Annotated in this window: 14 protein-coding genes; 6 read left to right on the forward strand and 8 right to left on the reverse strand. The window is 62.9% G+C overall.

What is annotated here, in order from left to right; translation table 11 throughout:
• The first annotated feature begins 3 nt into the window (after positions 1–3).
• The 5 genes from mmsB to ALTERO38_RS07320 all read left to right on the forward strand — a co-directional run bounded on the left by mmsB (position 4) and on the right by ALTERO38_RS07320 (position 6,470).
• On the forward strand, positions 4–894 hold the full coding sequence (mmsB, locus tag ALTERO38_RS07300) for a 3-hydroxyisobutyrate dehydrogenase (RefSeq protein ID WP_159967835.1): 891 nt from the start codon (positions 4–6) through the stop codon (positions 892–894).
• A gap of 2 nt (positions 895–896) precedes the next feature.
• Positions 897–1,952 (forward strand): enoyl-CoA hydratase/isomerase family protein, encoded by a 1,056-nt coding sequence (locus ALTERO38_RS07305; RefSeq protein ID WP_159967836.1) that lies wholly within the window; start codon positions 897–899, stop codon positions 1,950–1,952.
• A gap of 10 nt (positions 1,953–1,962) precedes the next feature.
• Positions 1,963–3,114, forward strand: a complete 1,152-nt coding sequence (locus ALTERO38_RS07310) for an acyl-CoA dehydrogenase family protein (RefSeq protein ID WP_159967837.1) — start codon at positions 1,963–1,965, stop codon at positions 3,112–3,114.
• A 277-nt stretch (positions 3,115–3,391) separates the two neighbouring features.
• On the forward strand, positions 3,392–5,044 hold the full coding sequence (locus ALTERO38_RS07315; RefSeq protein WP_372239358.1) for a long-chain fatty acid--CoA ligase: 1,653 nt from the start codon (positions 3,392–3,394) through the stop codon (positions 5,042–5,044).
• A 346-nt stretch (positions 5,045–5,390) separates the two neighbouring features.
• Positions 5,391–6,470, forward strand: coding sequence for a CaiB/BaiF CoA-transferase family protein (locus tag ALTERO38_RS07320; protein WP_159967838.1), 1,080 nt, complete (start codon positions 5,391–5,393; stop codon positions 6,468–6,470).
• Positions 6,471–6,545: 75 nt separating this feature from the next.
• On the opposite strand, the gene ALTERO38_RS07325 is transcribed toward ALTERO38_RS07320, so the two are convergent.
• The 6 genes from ALTERO38_RS07325 to ALTERO38_RS07350 all read right to left on the reverse strand — a co-directional run bounded on the left by ALTERO38_RS07325 (position 6,546) and on the right by ALTERO38_RS07350 (position 13,766).
• The gene (locus ALTERO38_RS07325; protein WP_159967839.1) at positions 6,546–8,258 is read right to left on the reverse strand and encodes a cation:proton antiporter; all 1,713 of its coding nucleotides are present in this window, start codon (positions 8,256–8,258) and stop codon (positions 6,546–6,548) included.
• A gap of 306 nt (positions 8,259–8,564) precedes the next feature.
• Positions 8,565–9,695, reverse strand: a complete 1,131-nt coding sequence (locus ALTERO38_RS07330; protein WP_159967840.1) for an acyl-CoA dehydrogenase — start codon at positions 9,693–9,695, stop codon at positions 8,565–8,567.
• Positions 9,696–9,704: 9 nt separating this feature from the next.
• Positions 9,705–10,892: an acetyl-CoA C-acyltransferase gene (locus ALTERO38_RS07335; RefSeq protein ID WP_159967841.1), complete on the reverse strand. Its 1,188-nt coding sequence runs from the start codon at positions 10,890–10,892 to the stop codon at positions 9,705–9,707.
• A gap of 14 nt (positions 10,893–10,906) precedes the next feature.
• Positions 10,907–11,674, reverse strand: a complete 768-nt coding sequence (locus ALTERO38_RS07340; RefSeq protein ID WP_159967842.1) for an SDR family NAD(P)-dependent oxidoreductase — start codon at positions 11,672–11,674, stop codon at positions 10,907–10,909.
• A gap of 158 nt (positions 11,675–11,832) precedes the next feature.
• Positions 11,833–12,879: an AraC family transcriptional regulator gene (locus tag ALTERO38_RS07345; RefSeq protein WP_159967843.1), complete on the reverse strand. Its 1,047-nt coding sequence runs from the start codon at positions 12,877–12,879 to the stop codon at positions 11,833–11,835.
• Positions 12,876–13,766, reverse strand: a complete 891-nt coding sequence (locus ALTERO38_RS07350; protein WP_148924429.1) for a LysR family transcriptional regulator — start codon at positions 13,764–13,766, stop codon at positions 12,876–12,878. Before ALTERO38_RS07350 ends, ALTERO38_RS07345 begins: the two co-directional genes overlap by 4 nt.
• Before the next feature lie 174 nt (positions 13,767–13,940).
• On the opposite strand from ALTERO38_RS07350, the gene ALTERO38_RS07355 reads away from it, so the two are divergent.
• Positions 13,941–14,717: an enoyl-CoA hydratase gene (locus ALTERO38_RS07355; protein WP_148924395.1), complete on the forward strand. Its 777-nt coding sequence runs from the start codon at positions 13,941–13,943 to the stop codon at positions 14,715–14,717.
• 206 nt (positions 14,718–14,923) lie between these two features.
• Here ALTERO38_RS07355 and ALTERO38_RS07360 read toward each other — a convergent pair whose 3' ends face one another.
• Both ALTERO38_RS07360 and ALTERO38_RS07365 read right to left on the reverse strand, forming a co-directional pair.
• On the reverse strand, positions 14,924–15,949 hold the full coding sequence (locus tag ALTERO38_RS07360; protein ID WP_102835096.1) for a branched-chain amino acid ABC transporter permease: 1,026 nt from the start codon (positions 15,947–15,949) through the stop codon (positions 14,924–14,926).
• Between the two features lie 2 nt (positions 15,950–15,951).
• Positions 15,952–16,839, reverse strand: coding sequence for a branched-chain amino acid ABC transporter permease (locus ALTERO38_RS07365; protein ID WP_102835095.1), 888 nt, complete (start codon positions 16,837–16,839; stop codon positions 15,952–15,954).
• Positions 16,840–16,894: the final 55 nt, after the last annotated feature.

Consider the following 16,894-nt stretch of genomic DNA (forward strand, 5'->3'; position numbering starts at 1 on the left):
GCCATGCATATCGGATTTCTAGGGCTCGGCAACATGGGTGGGCCCATGGCGCGCAACCTGCTCAAAGCCGGCCATCAAGTCACTGTGTTCGACCTTTCTGCAGCAGCTGTATCGGGCCTTGTCGAAGCCGGCGCCAAAGAGGCGACCTCTCCGGCTGCCGTCGCGGGTGCAGGCATTGAAGCCATCATCACCATGCTGCCGGCTGCCGCGCATGTGAAGCAGGTCTACCTCGGTGAAGACGGGCTTCTGGCCAACGTCCAATCCGGCGTTCTGCTGATCGACTCCTCCACCATCGACCCAATGTCCGCACGGGAAGTCGCCGCCGCCGCAGCAAACAACGGCAACCCCATGCTCGACGCTCCGGTATCCGGTGGCACCGTCGGCGCCGCAGCCGGCACCCTGACCTTCATGGTCGGCGGCAGCGAGGCGGACTTCCACAAGGCACAGCCAATCCTGGCGACGATGGGCAAAAACATCGTCCATTGCGGCGACACCGGAAACGGTCAGGTAGCCAAGGTCGCCAACAACATGCTGCTCGGCATCTCGATGATTGGCGTGGCCGAGGCCATGTCGCTGGGCGTGGCCCTGGGGATGGACGCAAAGGTGCTGGCCGGAATCATCAACTCGTCGAGCGGACGTTGCTGGGCATCGGAGATCAACAACCCCTTCCCTGGTGTACTGGAGAACGGCCCGGCCTCGCGCGGCTACAGCGGCGGGTTTGGCACCGACCTGATGCTCAAGGACCTCGGGCTGGCCAGCGAAGCGGCCAAACAAGTGCGCCAGCCGGTTATCCTCGGTGGTCTCGCGCAGCAGCTGTACCAGGCCTTCAGCATGCAAGGTCACGGTGGGCTGGACTTCTCCGCGATCATCAAACTCTACCGCCAAGAGGACTAGACATGACCCAGGCAGAAGCGCCGGTACTGATCGAAGTACGCAATCGCGTCGGCTATCTCACGCTGAACCGCCCCGCCGGGCTGAATGCCGTTACGCTGCCCATGGTGCGTATGCTCCACGAGCAACTGCAAGCCTGGGCGGACGACCCCGATGTGGTCGCCGTGGTGTTGCGCGGCGCTGGCGAGAAAGCCTTCTGCGCCGGCGGCGATATCCGCTCGCTGTACGACAGTTACAAGAGCGGCGACAGCCTGCATCGGGCGTTCTTCGAGGAAGAATATGCGCTGGACCAGTACATCCATGCCTACAGCAAACCCCTGCTGGCGCTGATGAACGGCTTCGTGCTCGGCGGCGGCACGGGCCTGGTTCAGGGAGCCTCGCTGCGGGTGATTTCCGAGCGCACGCGAATGGGCATGCCGGAGGTCGGCATCGGTTACTTCCCGGATGTGGGCGGTAGCTATTTCCTGCCGCGCCTGCCGGGCAACCTCGGCCTCTACATGGGCCTGACCGGTAACCACGTCGGCTCGGCTGACGCGCTGTATGCCGGTCTCGCCGATTATTGCGTGCCCTACGAGCGTTTCGCCGAGCTTGAACAGGCGCTGGACCGCCAGGACTGGAGCACTGCGCCGGTGCAGGCACTGACCAACCTGCTGGTGTCCATGGGTTGCACCGAGTTGCCGGATGCGCCGTTCAAGGCGCTGTTCCCAGCCATCGAGCAGCATTTCGCCCATGACAGCGTCGCTGCCATTCACCAGTCGCTGGCCGCCGAAACACGTCCCGAGTTTCGCGATTGGGCGGCCGAGACACTCAAGACCATGGACAGCCGCTCGCCGTTGTCGATGAGCGTCACGCTGGAAATGCTCCGTCGTGGTCGCACCCTGTCGCTGGCCGACTGCTTTGCCATGGAGCTTCACCTGGACCGCCAGTGGTTCGACGAAGGCGACATCATTGAAGGCGTGCGCGCGCTGATCGTCGACAAGGACAAGAACCCTCGCTGGAACCCGCCTACGCTGGAAGAAGTGACGCCCGAGCGCGTGGCGGCCTTCTTCGCCGGCGCCTGAGGAGCTGCATATGCAAGACATTGAACTGAGCGAAGAACAACGGATGATCCGCGACATGGCGCGCGACTTCGCCCGCGCTGAAATCGCGCCCAAGGCCGAGGCCTGGGAACAGGCCGGCTGGATCGGTGACGACACCGTGACCCAGCTGGGCGAGCTCGGTCTGCTGGGCATGATCGTGCCCGAGCAGTGGGGCGGCACCTATATCGACTATGTCGCCTATGCCCTTGCCGTCGAGGAAATCTCCGCCGGCGACGGCGCCATCGGTGCGCTGATGAGCATCCACAGCTCGGTGGGCTGCGGTCCGATTCTGAAATACGGTACGCCGGAGCAGCAGGACGAATGGCTGCCGGACCTGGCGGCGGGCCGTGCCATTGGCTGCTTCGCCCTGACGGAACCGCAGGCCGGTTCCGAGGCGCACAACCTGCGCACCCGCGCCGTGCTGGAAAACGGCGAATGGGTGATCAATGGCGCCAAGCAGTTCGTCAGCAACGGCAAGCGCGCCAAGATTGCGATCGTCTTCGCCGTCACTGATCCGGAGCTGGGCAAGAAGGGCCTGTCGGCGTTCCTGGTGCCCACCAATAACCCCGGTTTCGTCGTCGACCGCATGGAAAAGAAGATGGGCATCCGCGCTTCGGACACCTGTGGCGTGACCCTGCGTGACTGTCGCATTCCGGAAGCCAACCTGCTCGGCCCACGCGGCAAGGGGCTGGCCATCGCCCTCTCCAATCTCGAAGGCGGCCGCATTGGCATCGGCGCCCAAGCGCTGGGCATCGCCCGCGCCGCGTTCGAGGCAGCGCTGGGTTATGCCCGCGAGCGCATCCAGTTCGACAAACCGATCATCGAGCACCAGAGCGTGGCGAACATGCTGGCCGACATGCACACCCGCCTGAACGCCGCGCGATTGCTCATCCTGCATGCCGCGCGATTGCGCAGCGCCAACCTGCCGTGTTTGTCCGAGGCCTCCCAGGCCAAGCTGTTCGCTTCGGAAGTTGCCGAATACGTCTGCTCCAAAGCCATGCAGATCCACGGCGGCTACGGGTATCTCGAGGATTACCCGGTCGAGCGCTACTACCGCGATGCGCGCATCACGCAGATCTACGAAGGCTCCAGCGAGATTCAGCGGCTGTTGATCGCGCGGGAGCTGAACAACTACGGGCTTTAAAGATCGCGGGGGGAAACCTGGGCAACCGAGCGGACTTCGTCATTCGCGAGCAAGCTCGCTCCTACAGGTTTTGAGCGCGCGCGATGGCTGTTGAGAATTTGTAGGAGCGAGCTTGCTCGCGAAAAAGATGCTGAAGCGCCCGTGAAGCGCTAGGTCAGCATGACCATCACCTCATCCGGCGGGCAAAACCCGTACAAAAAAACAGCAGTAAGTAATGCGAATGACAGATGGCGGCAAGCGCGGCCGCCATTCAGACAACAATAAGAAGGATACGACGATGCTCAAAGGTACGATGCAGCAGACCCCGCTGATGATCAGCGGCATTCTGACCCATGCCGCCCTCGCCCATGGCGACCGGGAAATCGTCTCGCGGCTGGTGGATGAACCTATCTGGCGCTACGACTACGCCGGGCTCGCCACACGCACCGGCCAGGCAGCCGCAATGCTGCGAAGCCTGGGCGTGAAAGCTGGCGACATGGTGTCGTCCATGGCCTGGAACACGCATCGTCACTTCGAGCTGTTCTTTGCCGTACCCGGCATCGGCGCGGTGCTGCACACGGCCAACCCGCGGCTGTCGGACGAGCAGATCATCTACACCTTGAACCACGCCGGCAGTGGCGTGCTGCTGTTCGATCGCAGTTTTCTCGCCGTGGTCGAGCGCGTTCGGCCACGGCTTGAACATATCCAAACTTTCATCATGCTGTCGGATGCCGAACGCACCGAGCCTGGGGACGTCGGCGCGCAAAGCTACGAAACGCTGATCGCTCGGGAAGAGCCAATCACGGACTGGCCTCAGTTCGATGAAAACGCCGGCGCCATGCTCTGCTATACGTCCGGCACCACCGGCAATCCGAAAGGCGTGGTCTACAGCCACCGCTCGGTCGTTCTGCACGCCATGGCAGCCGGCCTCACCGGCGCCTTCGGCTTCTCGGCCTTCGATTGCATCATGCCCTGCTCCTCGCTCTACCACGCCACCGCTTGGGGCGTGCCTTTTACCGCTGCGATCAATGGCTGCAAGTTCGTCCTGCCGTGCGACAAGATGGACGGCGCCAGCCTGCAGGAGCTGATCCAGAACGAGGGCGTCACCTTTTCTGGCGGCGTGCCGACAATCTGGACGATGTACCTCAATCACCTGGAGCGCACCGGCGAAGATACCGGCAAGCTCAAGTGCCTGGTCATCGCCGGCTCGGCCGTGCCGCGCGCGCTGGCCGAGAAATTCGAGACGAAATATGGCGTCAGCGTCCGCCAACTCTGGGGCATGACTGAAACCAGCCCGCTCGGTGTCGTCGCCACGCCGACGCCCAAGCTCGCCGCCATGGGCGAAGCGGCCACCAACGAGGCCATCTGGACCCGCCAGGGCCGGCTGCAATTCGGTATCGAGTTGAAGATTGTCGATGAGGCAGGCAACGCACTGCCGCATGACGGTATCAGTTCCGGCGCCTTGCTAGTTCGCGGCCCCTGGACGGTCGAGCGTTACTTCCGCAGCGAAACCACCGCGCTGGACGCTGACGGCTGGTTCGACACCGGCGACATCGCGACCCTCGACCCCAACGGCTACATGCGCATCACTGACCGCAGCAAGGACGTGATCAAGTCCGGCGGCGAGTGGATCAGCTCCATCGACATCGAGAACATCGCCGTGGCCTGCCCCGGCGTGCGCATCGCCGCAGTGGTAGGCGTTACGCACGAAAAATGGGAAGAGCGCCCGATCTTGATCATCGAGCCCCACGACGACACCGAAATCTGCATCGAAACCGTGCTCGCCTTTCTCGAGCCACAGATCGTCAAATGGTGGATGCCCGACGCCGTCATCATCGACAGCGTCCCACTGACCGCGACCGGCAAGATCGACAAGAAAACCCTGCGCGACCGTTACCGCGACCATTTGATCGAGCTGGAGGAAAGCGCAGCGGATGCGGCGAGCCTCTAGCGCGACAGAACCGTGTGGCGCGCCGTAGGGTGGGCTTCAGCCCACCGTTCTCACCCAGCCAAGCGAGCGTAGCGGGCCGCACCGTTTCGCAGATTCACCCCGCCATCTCCGGCGAGCTAGCTGGCGACCCGTGAGCTGGAGCTTTGGCCCACCGCTCTCGTCTACTCGAGGGATCTAACGAACCGCGCCGTTTCACTGACTCACCGCGTCATCTCCGTGCGCATCCGTGAACTCAGCCATCAATGCCACTTAGCACGCCAGGCCGATCACAACCGCCCGCGCTGGAACCACACGGATGCCTGCACGTACGGGCGCGATGGACCCATCACCAAAAGGAACGCGCCTTATGTCGACCGCCACTGCCACCCCTCGCCAAGGACCGCTGCTCGGTCTGCGAGTACTGGAGTTCGCCAGCATTGGCCCCGGCCCACACTGCGCGATGTTGCTGGCTGACCTCGGCGCCGAAGTGATTCGCATCGAGCGCGAAGGCGGCAATGGCTGGCCCAATCCGGTGGTTGATCGCGGTCGCAAACACCTGACGCTGGACATCCGTACCGACGCCGGGCGGGAGCAATGCCTCACGCTTACCGAAGGTGCCGACGTGCTGATCGAAGGCTTCCGTCCTGGCGTAATGGAACGGCTTGGCCTCGGCCCGGAACAGGTTCATGCGCGTAATCCACGGCTGGTCTACGGCCGGATGACCGGCTGGGGTCAGACCGGACCCTTGGCCCAAAGCGCCGGCCATGACATCAACTATCTGGCGATCACCGGCGCTCTGGCGGCCATCGGTGGACGCGAAGGCCCGGCGATACCGCCGCTCAATCTGGTCGGGGATTTCGGCGGCGGCTCGTTGTATCTGGCGTTCGGCATCATGGCCGCGTTATGGGAACGCGAGCGGTCAGGCCTGGGCCAGGTGGTCGATGCCGCCATCGTCGACGGCGTGTCCTCGATGATGACCTTATTCGCCGGCCTCTTGCCCAGCGGCGCCATCTCGCTGGAGCGCGACCGCAACCTGCTCGCAGGAGCCGCCCCGCACTACCGCTGCTACACCTGCGCCGACGGCCGCGACATTGCCATCGGGCCGCTGGAGCCGCAGTTCCTGGCTGAACTGATGCAGCGCATCGATGCGCCCGACCTCTTGCGTCAGGGCTGCAACGACCCAGCGCTATGGGCCGAGCAGAGCGAAGCGCTCGCCTCGTTATTCGCCAGCCGCACCCAAGTCGAGTGGTGCGCCCTACTCGAAGGCAGCGACGCCTGCTTCGCCCCGGTGCTGAACCTGGAAGAAGCCGCGCAACATCCGCATATGCGCGAGCGCGGGGTTTATCACGACATCGATGGCGCCTTGCACGCCGCCCCCGCGCCGCGGTTTTCAAGAACGCCGGGGTCGATTACGGAGCCCATCGAAAACACAGGCGGTTGGGACTGATAGCGCGGTGTGAGAGCTCGATCTTGGTCAAACCGGATGGCTCATATCAGCCAATTGGCCGTACGACGCTCCGCTTCACCCCCACCCTTGCACGCCGCGCGGACCAAACGATGGTGCTGTGCCGCTAGTGCCGTGCCTTTTTTCCAAATCACTCACCAGCCAACGTGCCGCAAAGTCTGCTGCGTCGGTAAAGGGGTTGAGCACCATTGCGACACCGGCGTCATCGAGCGACCGGCCGTGCTGGTCGTCTCTTACCACCCCGGCCACCTGGCCACCGAAGCCTGCGACCCGCAGTGCATGTAAAAAGGCCCGGTTCGATTCCCACTGCGGGAAGGTGGTCACGACCCAGTCGGCATGCTGCAGCGGCAGCGCCTCCAGCAGACTGGGATCCTCCCCGTCACCAAAGCGCACATTTAACCCGCCCTGGGCCAGCGCACGCACCGCTTCGGGATCGAAATCAACACCCATTACGGTGACCCCCGCGCCGTCAAGCTGCCGCAGCAAGCGCGCACCATAGCGACCCATTCCAAAAACCAGAACCTGTGGCTGGCCTTCGGGACGCAACGGTCGGTCCACTTCGAGTTCGCGGAACGGTCGCTTGCGCTCGAACACGCCAAGCCAGGGCATCAAACGCTCGTAGAGCGGTTGTGAGAACAGAATCATGTAGGTCGACAACATGATGGTGACCAGCCCGACCAGGGTAGTCAGTCCCAGCGCATGGGCATCGACGTGGCCCAGGGTGATGCCCATGGCGACGAACACGATGGAGAACTCGCTGATCTGCGCAACGGTCAGCCCGGCCAGAAACCCTGTGCGCTTGCGATAACCCATGAACTCCATGATCGCCATGACGATCAACGGGTTGCCGATCAGCACGAAGAGCGACAGCACCACTGCGGGCAGCGCCTCACCGCCAAGGGTGGAAAAATCCAGTTTGGCGCCCAGGTCGATGAAGAAAAACAGCAGCATAAAATCACGAATCCCGGTCAATCTCGCGTTCATCGCTTCGCGGTACCCAGTCGAGGCCAGCGAGAAGCCGGCGATGAATGCGCCGGCCTCCTTGCTGAAGCCTGCCCACTCGCCGATCACTGCGAGCCCGCAACCCCACGCGATGGCGAAGATCAGCAGCAGCTCCTGAGAGCGAGCCATGGCGGCCATCACCCTCGGTAAGACATAGCGCATCAACAGAAACATCAGCAGCGCGGCGAGCACCAGGCGCAAGATCAGCGAACCCGCGATTTCCAATGTGCCCGCCTCGCCAGCCCCCCGCAGCGCACTCATCGTCATCATTGCCAGCACCACGGCCAGATCCTGGACAATCAGGAAGCCGACCGCGATGCGCCCGTGCAGCGAGTCCAGCTCACGTTTATCCGAAAGCAGTTTGACGATGATGATGGTGCTGGAAAAAGTCAGCGCGACGGCGATGTAGATCGCCTCCACCGGTGTCTTGCCCAATGCCAGCGTCAGGATAAATCCGAAGACGATGGTAAACGCTAACTGACCGAGCCCAGTGGCCAGCGCCACCGGTCCGATATGACGAATATGCTGCAGGTCGAGTTTGAGCCCGACCACGAAGAGCAACACCGTTACGCCAATTTCCGCCAACAGGTTGATCTGGTCATGCGCCCTCACCAGGCCGAATACCGCCGGGCCGACTAAAATGCCGATAACGATATAAGCGATCAACACCGGCTGTCGGAGCCGGACGGCAACCGCACCGGCTGCTGCCGAAAACATCAGCAGCACCGCGAATTCGACATAGGGCCCATGGGCCAGAATCGTCTCCATCCTCAGTCCCCCTCGCCAGCGCTCGGCATGCGGTTGCGAGGAAGTCTAGTTAAGACGGCGACGCTACGGGCTGGCTGAGCGTATCCAGTCGTTGCCGGCAAGGCTGGCCTCACTGGAACTGGGGAAGTGCGCGGCATTGAAACTATTGCTCGAAACGCAGCGCATCGTCTTGGCGGCTCGCATACCAGATGTGAGACACAAGCGTATGTGGGGGACTTGCGCCAAACGGACGGTGGGCGAGCGGCTCTGTCGCAAGTCGCGCAGCGAACGCAGGCCGCCCATGTAAGTTGTGACCGGGCCAGTCTCCTACCCCAAATTACGCGCGATCACCAACCGCTGGATGTCGCTGGTGCCTTCGTAGATCTGGCAGACCCGCACGTCGCGGTAGATGCGCTCGACTGGAAAGTCCTTGAGATAGCCGTAACCACCGAGCGTCTGGATCGCCGCCGAGCAGACCTTCTCGGCCATTTCCGAAGCGAACAGCTTGGCCATCGAGGCCTCGACCAGCGCTGGCTGACCGGCCTCGCGCAGCGCGGCGGCGTGCAGCACCATCTGCCGCGCCACGGCGATCTGGGTCGCCATGTCGGCCAGGCGAAAGGCGACGGCCTGGTGTTCGGTAAGCGCCTTGCCGAAAGCCTCTCGGTCTCGGGCGTAATCGCGGGCGGCTTCGAAGGCTGCACGCGCCATGCCCACAGCCTGGGCGGCAATGCCGATGCGCCCGCCTTCCAGGTTCGCCAAGGCAATGCGGTAACCCTCACCCTCCTCGCCCAGGCGCTGGGACTCATGCACGCGCATGTCCTCGAAGGCCAGTTGGCAGGTGTCCGAGGCGTGCTGGCCGAGCTTGTCCTCGACGCGTACCACCTGATAGCCGGGCGTGTCGGTGGGCACGATAAAGGCACTGATACCGCGCTTGCCAGCCTCCGGGTCGGTTACGGCGAACACGATCACCGTGCCGGCGTGCTGACCCGAGGTGATGAACTGCTTGGCGCCGTTGAGCACGTAGCTGTCGCCGTCACGCCGCGCGCGGGTGCGCAAGCTGCTGGCATCGGAACCGGCATGCGGCTCGGTAAGGGCGAAAGCACCGATCTGCGCACCACTGGCCAGTGGCGTCAGGTAGCGCTGCTTCTGTTTATCATTGCCAAAGCGCAGGATCGGCACGCAACCTACCGAGTTGTGCACACTCATGATGGTCGAGCAGGCACCGTCACCCGCCGCGATCTCCTCCAGCGCCAGCGCATAGGCGATGTAGCCGGTCTCGCTGCCGCCCCACTGCTCCGGGCAAAGCATGCCGAAAAAGCCGAGCTCGGCCATCTCGCCGATCGCCTCGGCCGGGTAACGGTGTTCACGGTCCCAGTCGGCGGCAAACGGCTTGAGGCGCTCCTGAGCGAACTGCCGGGCCATATCGCGAATGCTGGTTTGATCTTCATTGAGCAGCATGGCAAGTCCTCAGTCGAGCAGTTCGACGGCCATGGCAGTCGCTTCACCACCGCCAATGCAGATGGCAGCGATGCCCTTGCGCAGGCCACGGTCGCGCAGTGCAGCGATCAGCGTCACGAGAATACGTGCACCGGACGCGCCGATTGGGTGGCCCAACGCGCAGGCTCCGCCATTGACGTTGACCTTGGCCTGATCGAGCCCCAGCTCGCGCATGGTGACCATGCTGACCACCGCAAAAGCCTCGTTGATCTCGAACAGATCGACCTCGTCGAGACTCCAACCGGTGCGCTCCAATAGCTTGTGGATGGCCCCGATGGGCGCAGTCGGGAACAGATTGGGCGCGTCGGCGAATACCGCATGCCCATGAATCACCGCCTGAGGTTTCACCCCGAGTTGTTCGGCGTGGGAACGTCGCGTCAGTACCAAGGCGGCGGCACCGTCAGAAATCGAACTGGAATTGGCAGCCGTTACGGTGCCTCCTTCGCGGAAGGCCGGCTTGAGCGACGGAATCTTCTCCGGCATCGCCTTGGGTGGCTGCTCGTCTTCACTAACGGTGCGCTGCGCGCGTCCTTGAGTTACTTCAAGCGGGACGATTTCGCTGGCGAAGCGGCCACTGGAAATGGCATCGCGGGCCCGCTGCAGGGAGGCCAGCGCGTAGGCGTCCTGCTCCTCACGCGTGAACCCGTGATTCTGCGCGCAATCCTCGGCAAAGGTCCCCATCAAGCGGCCTTTGTCATAGGCGTCCTCAAGGCCGTCGAGGAACATGTGGTCGAGCACCTTGCCATGGCCCATGCGATAGCCACCGCGGGCTTTTTCCAGCAAATAAGGCGCATTGGACATGCTCTCCATGCCGCCAGCGATCACCACATCGACCGAGCCGGCACGTAACGCATCGTGGGCGAGGATCGCCGCCTGCATACCCGAGCCGCACATCTTGTTCAACGTGGTGGACGCGGTCGCCTTGCCCAGCCCCGCACCGAGTGCAGCCTGGCGGGCCGGCGCCTGGCCGAGGCCTGCCGGCAGCACGCAGCCCATCAGCACTTCCTGCACCTGTTCGGCGGCGACACCGCTGCGCTCGACCGCGGCGCGAATTGCAGCTGCGCCCAGCTCCGGCGCGCTGAGGCTTTTCAGATCACCCTGAAAACCGCCCATGGGGGTACGGGCCGAGCCCAATATGACGATTGGATCGTTGTTCATCACGTGTCTCCCGATTATTTCGCGGCCATGCGCAGCGCGCCGTCGAGGCGTATCACCTCGCCGTTGAGCATGTCGTTCTCGACGATATGGCGGACCAGCGCCGCGTATTCACTGGCACGACCCAGACGTGGCGGGAACGGCACACCCGCGGCCAGCGAGTCGCGGACCTCTTGGGTCATGCCAGCCATCATCGGCGTCTCGAAAACGCCCGGCGCGATGGTCATAACGCGGATACCATGGCGCGCCAGTTCACGCGCAGCCGGCAACGTCATGGCGACCACACCGCCCTTGGAAGCTGCATAGGCAGCCTGGCCAATCTGCCCGTCGTAGGCCGCGATAGAGGCTGTATTAATGATCACGCCACGGTTGCCCTGAGCATCGGGCTCGCCGCGGGCGATAACCTCGGCGGCCAGGCGCAGCATGTTGAAGCTGCCGATCAGGTTGAGGCCGATGACCTTGCTGAAACTGTCCAGGCCATGTGGGCCCTGACGACCGAGGATCTTTTCGCCGCTGGCGACGCCGGCGCAGTTGACCAGCCCGTGCAGGCCGCCGAACCGTTCGACCGCTGCGCTCACCGCTGCCTGCGCGGCCGCCTCGTCACACACATTGGTGACCACGGCGTGGGCGTTGGCGCCCAGCATTTCGCTGCGCTCGTTCAGCAGCTCGGCATTGATGTCGGCCAGCACCACCTTTGCGCCTGCGGCGACCAGCGCTTCGGCAGCGGCCGCACCCAGGCCGGATGCACCACCAGTGATCAGGAAAACCTTGTCTTGAATGTCCACAGCACGACCTCATGAAGATGGATGGGATCGCGGCACATTGGCTGCCGGATCCTGCTGGGCTCATCTTCTTCAGACCTATGGGTACGAACAATGGTCGATGCACGCAATCGCGATGACCGGTTTGGCCAAGCCAGGCGCTAAGGTCGGTGTGGGCTTCGTTATGAAAAGCGCGAAATAACCGGTTCGTCCGCCCGCAATATCAGGCTGCGGTACTGCCCCGGATTGGTCCCGGACCATTTGCGGAACGCCTTGTAGAACGAGCTGACATCGGCGAAACCCAAGCGCTCGGCGATTTCCGCGTAGGTGATGGAGGCGTCTGCCAGCCACAGGGTGGCCATTTCCTGGCGTACCTGGTCCTTTATCGCCTGGTAAGTCTGCCCAGCCTCAGCCAGCCGACGGCGCAGGGTCGAGGCTGATACGCACAACGTCTGCGCCAGCGCTTCGCTGGTCGGCCATTCTTCGGCTGGCAATTCACGCAGCTGCACCTTGATGCGGCTGGCTAGGCTCGTGGTGTCGCGGTATTTGACCAGGATGTTGGAAGGCGCATGCGCCAGGAAGCCGTGCAACTCCTGCTCGCTGCGGCGCACCGGAAGGTCGAGCACTTCGGCTGCGAAAATGATCCGTGTGGTCGGCCGTGCGAAGCGCAGGTTGCGCGAGAACATGACGCGGTAGTCGTCGGTGTAGGCCGGCTCGTCGCAACGCAGCTCGACGGCCAGCAGCGGGATGCGCCGTCCAACCAGCCAACAGGCCAGGCCGTGCAACAGCATCCAGAAAGTGAAGTAGCTGAAGGCTCTGAGCGGCCGGGCACCGGGTGGCTCCGACAGCGTGATTTCAGCCAGGCTCTCGCTGCGACACAGCTCGCCGCGAAAGCCTTCGAAGGTCAGCCCGAAGAAATCCAGGGCCACACGAAGTGCGCCATCGAGGGTTTGCTGGGCCATCGCCGCTCGGCATACAAAGGCGAAACTGCCGGCACGCATGCGCCGCGCATCCATACCAAAAAACTCATCGTCGAAGTGCCGCGCCAGGCGCCGCCAGAGCTTGCTGAAGTCAGCCACATCGATTCGCGCCTCGGAATCGGCGAAGTCGACCGACATCAGCCCGAGCTGATGCAGCAGCTGATCGGCTGGCAACGAGGGCGAGGTGAAGGCTTGCAGCGCCTCGTCCACCAGCCTGACGGAAATGGTGCCCTTGCCGTCGCGGTTCATGCGCGCCCCATCATCACGTCATGACTATTGGCGGCAACGTCCCGCAGGAAATCCCAACACACACGCATCCGCGCCAGGTCCTTGTTTTCCACCGGCATCAGCATCCAGAAGGTTCGGGTGAATTCGATTTCGCCAACCAGGACTTCCTTAAGCAGCGGCTCCTTGCGCGCCAGGAATGCCGGCAGGATGGCCAGCCCGGCCCCGGCTGCAACGGCTTCTTGCTGGGCAAGGATGCTGGTGCTGCGCAGCGAGTGCTGACGGGGACGAACAATCTCGTCGAGGTAGAACAGCTCCTTGCTGTACAGCAGGTCCTCGATATAGCTGACGAAGACATGACCGCTGAGGTCCTCCCGGCTGCGGATGGGCGGGTGTGACGCCAGGTAGGCTTCGGACGCATAAAGCCGCAACACGTAGTCGGTGAGCTTGGTGATCACATAAGGGCCACGCTCGGGGCGCTCCAGCGTGATGACGATGTCCGCCTCATGCCGCGCCAATCTGACCGAGCGCGGCACCGCCAGCAGATCCACGCCCAGGTGCGGGTAATCGCGGGTCAGGTTGGCCAGTTGGCCTGCCAGCATCACCGTGCCGTAGCCCTCGGTCGCACCAATGCGTACCTGGCCTGAGAGTTTGTCGGCGGTGAGGCTCGGTTGTTCGATGGAGGCAATGGCGCTCTCCATCGCCTCGGCCTGGGCCAGCAGTTCGCGGCCCGCCTCGGATAGCCGGTAGCCTGCTTTGGCACGGATGAACAGTTGCCGGTCCAGGCTTTTCTCCAGCGCCTGCACCCGTCGGGCCACCGTGGTGTGGTCTACAGCCAGGCGCCTGGCGGCGACCGTCAGTTTGCCCGCACGCGCGAGTTCGAGAAAAAAACGCAGGTTGTCCCAATCCACTGCAGACTCCAGATCCATCGAGTTGACGCGTGCCGTCCGCGGCGCGCTGTGCAAAAACACAGAATACCTCTGCATTTCGCACCATGGGTTTACTATTTTTACACTGCTAGGCTCGTCTATCGAACCTCGTATCGCCTCAGCGCGACCGTCCCCTTTCAAGCACAAGGAACCGACATGAGCCAGAAGATCCATCTCGAAATGCGCGACCACACGGCGCTGCTGACCATTGCCAATCCACCTGCCAATACATGGGATCGCGAGTCGCTAGCGGCGCTGGAACAGATGATCGGCCAGCTCAACGACAATCCAGACGTCTACGCGCTGGTCATTACCGGCCAGGGCGACAAATTCTTCTCGGCAGGAGCTGACCTCAAACAGTTTGCCGACGGTGACAAGAACGGCGCGCGAGAAGTCGCGCAACTCTTTGGCCGTGCCTTTGATGCACTGACGCGCTTTCGCGGCGTTTCCATCGCGGCCATCAACGGATACGCCATGGGTGGCGGCCTCGAATGCGCGCTGGCTTGCGACATTCGCATTGCCGAAGAACAAGCTCAGATGGCCTTGCCGGAAGCCAGCGTGGGTCTGCTGCCCTGCGCCGGAGGCACGCAGAACCTGCCTTGGCTGGTGGGCGAAGGCTGGGCCAAGCGCATGATTCTCTGCGGCGAGCGCATCGATGCTCAGCGCGCCGAGAAGATTGGTTTGGTAGAAGAAGTGGTCCCGCGTGGACAATCCCTGGACGCAGCCCTGAAGCTTGCCGAAGGTGCCAGCAAGCAGAGCCCTTCCTCGGTCAGCCGTTGCAAGCGCCTGGTAATGAACGCGCGCAACGACGATCACAGCTCAGGTTGGGCTGAGGAACGCGAGTTGTTCGCCGAGCTGTTCGACACCAAGGATCAGAAGGAAGGTGTCAACGCGTTCCTGGAGAAGCGCAAGCCTAACTGGCAGAACGCTTGAGGCGCTTCTGACCATCAACGGTACAGGCTGACAAGACGGGCTCAGGGAAGAGCCTGAACGAGGCGACGATGTTGCACCTCGTACGCTGGTACTGCGTCAGACCGATGCCATCCGGCCCCAGTGGAGGCATGCCCGGCCACACCTTTCGGCTCCCCTCTCCCGCCGCGTGTGGCTAACAGCGGCGGCGCGTCAGGAGCAGCGGCCCGCTATTTGAAGTTGCGCTTGATCAAGCGCTCCACCCACCCAACGATCCCCGAGCGGAACAGCAGCACGCAGAGCACGAAGATCACCCCGAGAATCACGTGCACCCATTCACCCAGCGGGCCGTTGGACAGCGAGCTCTGCAGCGTGACCACCACCGTCGCGCCCACCACCGGGCCGAGAATGGTGCCGACGCCGCCCAGCAGGGTCATCAGGATCACCTCTCCGGACATGTGCCAGTGGGCATCGGTCAGCGAGGCAAGCTGGAACACCACTGTCTTGGTCGAGCCAGCCAGGCCGGTCAATCCCGCGGAGATGACGAAGGCCAGCAACTTGTGCGCGTCGACGTTGTAGCCCAGCGAGATCGCCCGCGGCTCGTTTTCGCGAATCGCCTTGAGCACCTGACCGTAGGGCGAATGAATGGTGCGTTGGATGATCACGAAGCCAAGCACGAACACCGCCAGCACGAAGTAGTACAGGGACATGTTGTTCTGCATGTCGAACAGACCGAACAGATGCCCGCGCGGTACGCCCTGCATGCCGTTTTCGCCACCGGTAAACGGCGCCTGGACGAAGACAAAGAACACCATCTGCGCCAACGCCAAGGTGATCATCGCGAAGTAGATGCCTTGCCTGCGAATCGCCAGCAAGCCGAAGACGAAGCCCAGCACGGTGGACGCCAGTGTCCCGGCGACTATCCCCAGTTCGGTACTCAGACCCGTATAGGTACTCAGCATGTAGCCAGTGATATAGCCGCCGCAGGCGAAGAATGCAGCGTGGCCGAAGGACAGCAGCCCGGCGTATCCCAACAGCAGATTGAATGCACAGGCGAACAGGGCGAAGCACAACAGCTTCATCAGGAACACCGGGTACACCATTAGCGGCGCCACCATCGCTATGCCCAGCAGCGCCAGATAAAACAGGTGCTGGCGCCGTCGCGCAGCACGGCGGCGCTCGCGCTCGGCATTGGCGCGCACTTGTAGCGCCGAGGCCTGCATGGGAGACGCTTGAATGTTTTCTTGAGTCGACATGTTCATGCCTCCTTTCCGAACAGACCGGCTGGCCGCAGCAGCAGTACCAGCACCATGATCACGAAGATCACCGTGTTGGCCGCCTCCGGATAGAACACTTTGGTGAGCCCTTCGATGAGGCCCATCGCGAGTCCCGTGACAATCGCGCCCATGATCGAACCCATCCCGCCGATCACCACGACGGCGAACACCACGATCAGCAGATTCGAGCCCATCCCAGGCGTGACGGCGTAGATAGGCGCGGCGAGCACACCAGCGAACGCGGCCAGCGCGACGCCATAGCCGTAAGTCAGGGTGACCAGCAGCGGAACGTTGATACCGAAGGCCTGCATCAGTTTCGGATTCTCCGTACCGGCGCGCAGGTACGAGCCCAGCCGGGTGCGTTCGATCATGTACCAGGTCGCGAAGCACACCGTCAGGGCCGCAACGATCACCCAGCCGCGGTAGGTCGGCAGGAACATGAAGCCCAGGTTATGCCCGCCCTTCAGCAGGTCGGGCATCGGATACGGCGATCCGGACACGCCGAACAACTTGACGAAACTACCCTCGACGATCAGCGCCAGGCCGAAGGTCAGCAGCAGACCGTACAGATGGTCTTCCCCGGCGATACGGCGCAGCAGACCCCGTTCGATACCCATGCCCAGCAGGCCGATCAGCAACGGCGACAGCAGCAAAGCCATCCAGTAGTTGATGCCCAGGTAATTCAACCCGATGAAGGCGGCAAAGGCACCGAGCATATATTGCGCGCCGTGGGCGAAGTTGATGATGCGCAGCAAGCCAAAGATGATGGCCAGGCCGAGGCTCAACAGCGCATAGAACGACCCATTGATGAGGCCGAGCAGAAGCTGCCCGAACAGTACGCTCAGGGGAACGCCGAAAATGAGAGTCATGATTCACTACCCAAAGGGATTCCGGAAAACCCGGCCAGCGCAGCATGGCTGCTGA

This window comes from Pseudomonas sp. 9Ag, from assembly GCF_902506445.1.
GTDB lineage: Bacteria > Pseudomonadota > Gammaproteobacteria > Pseudomonadales > Pseudomonadaceae > Stutzerimonas > Stutzerimonas stutzeri_AB.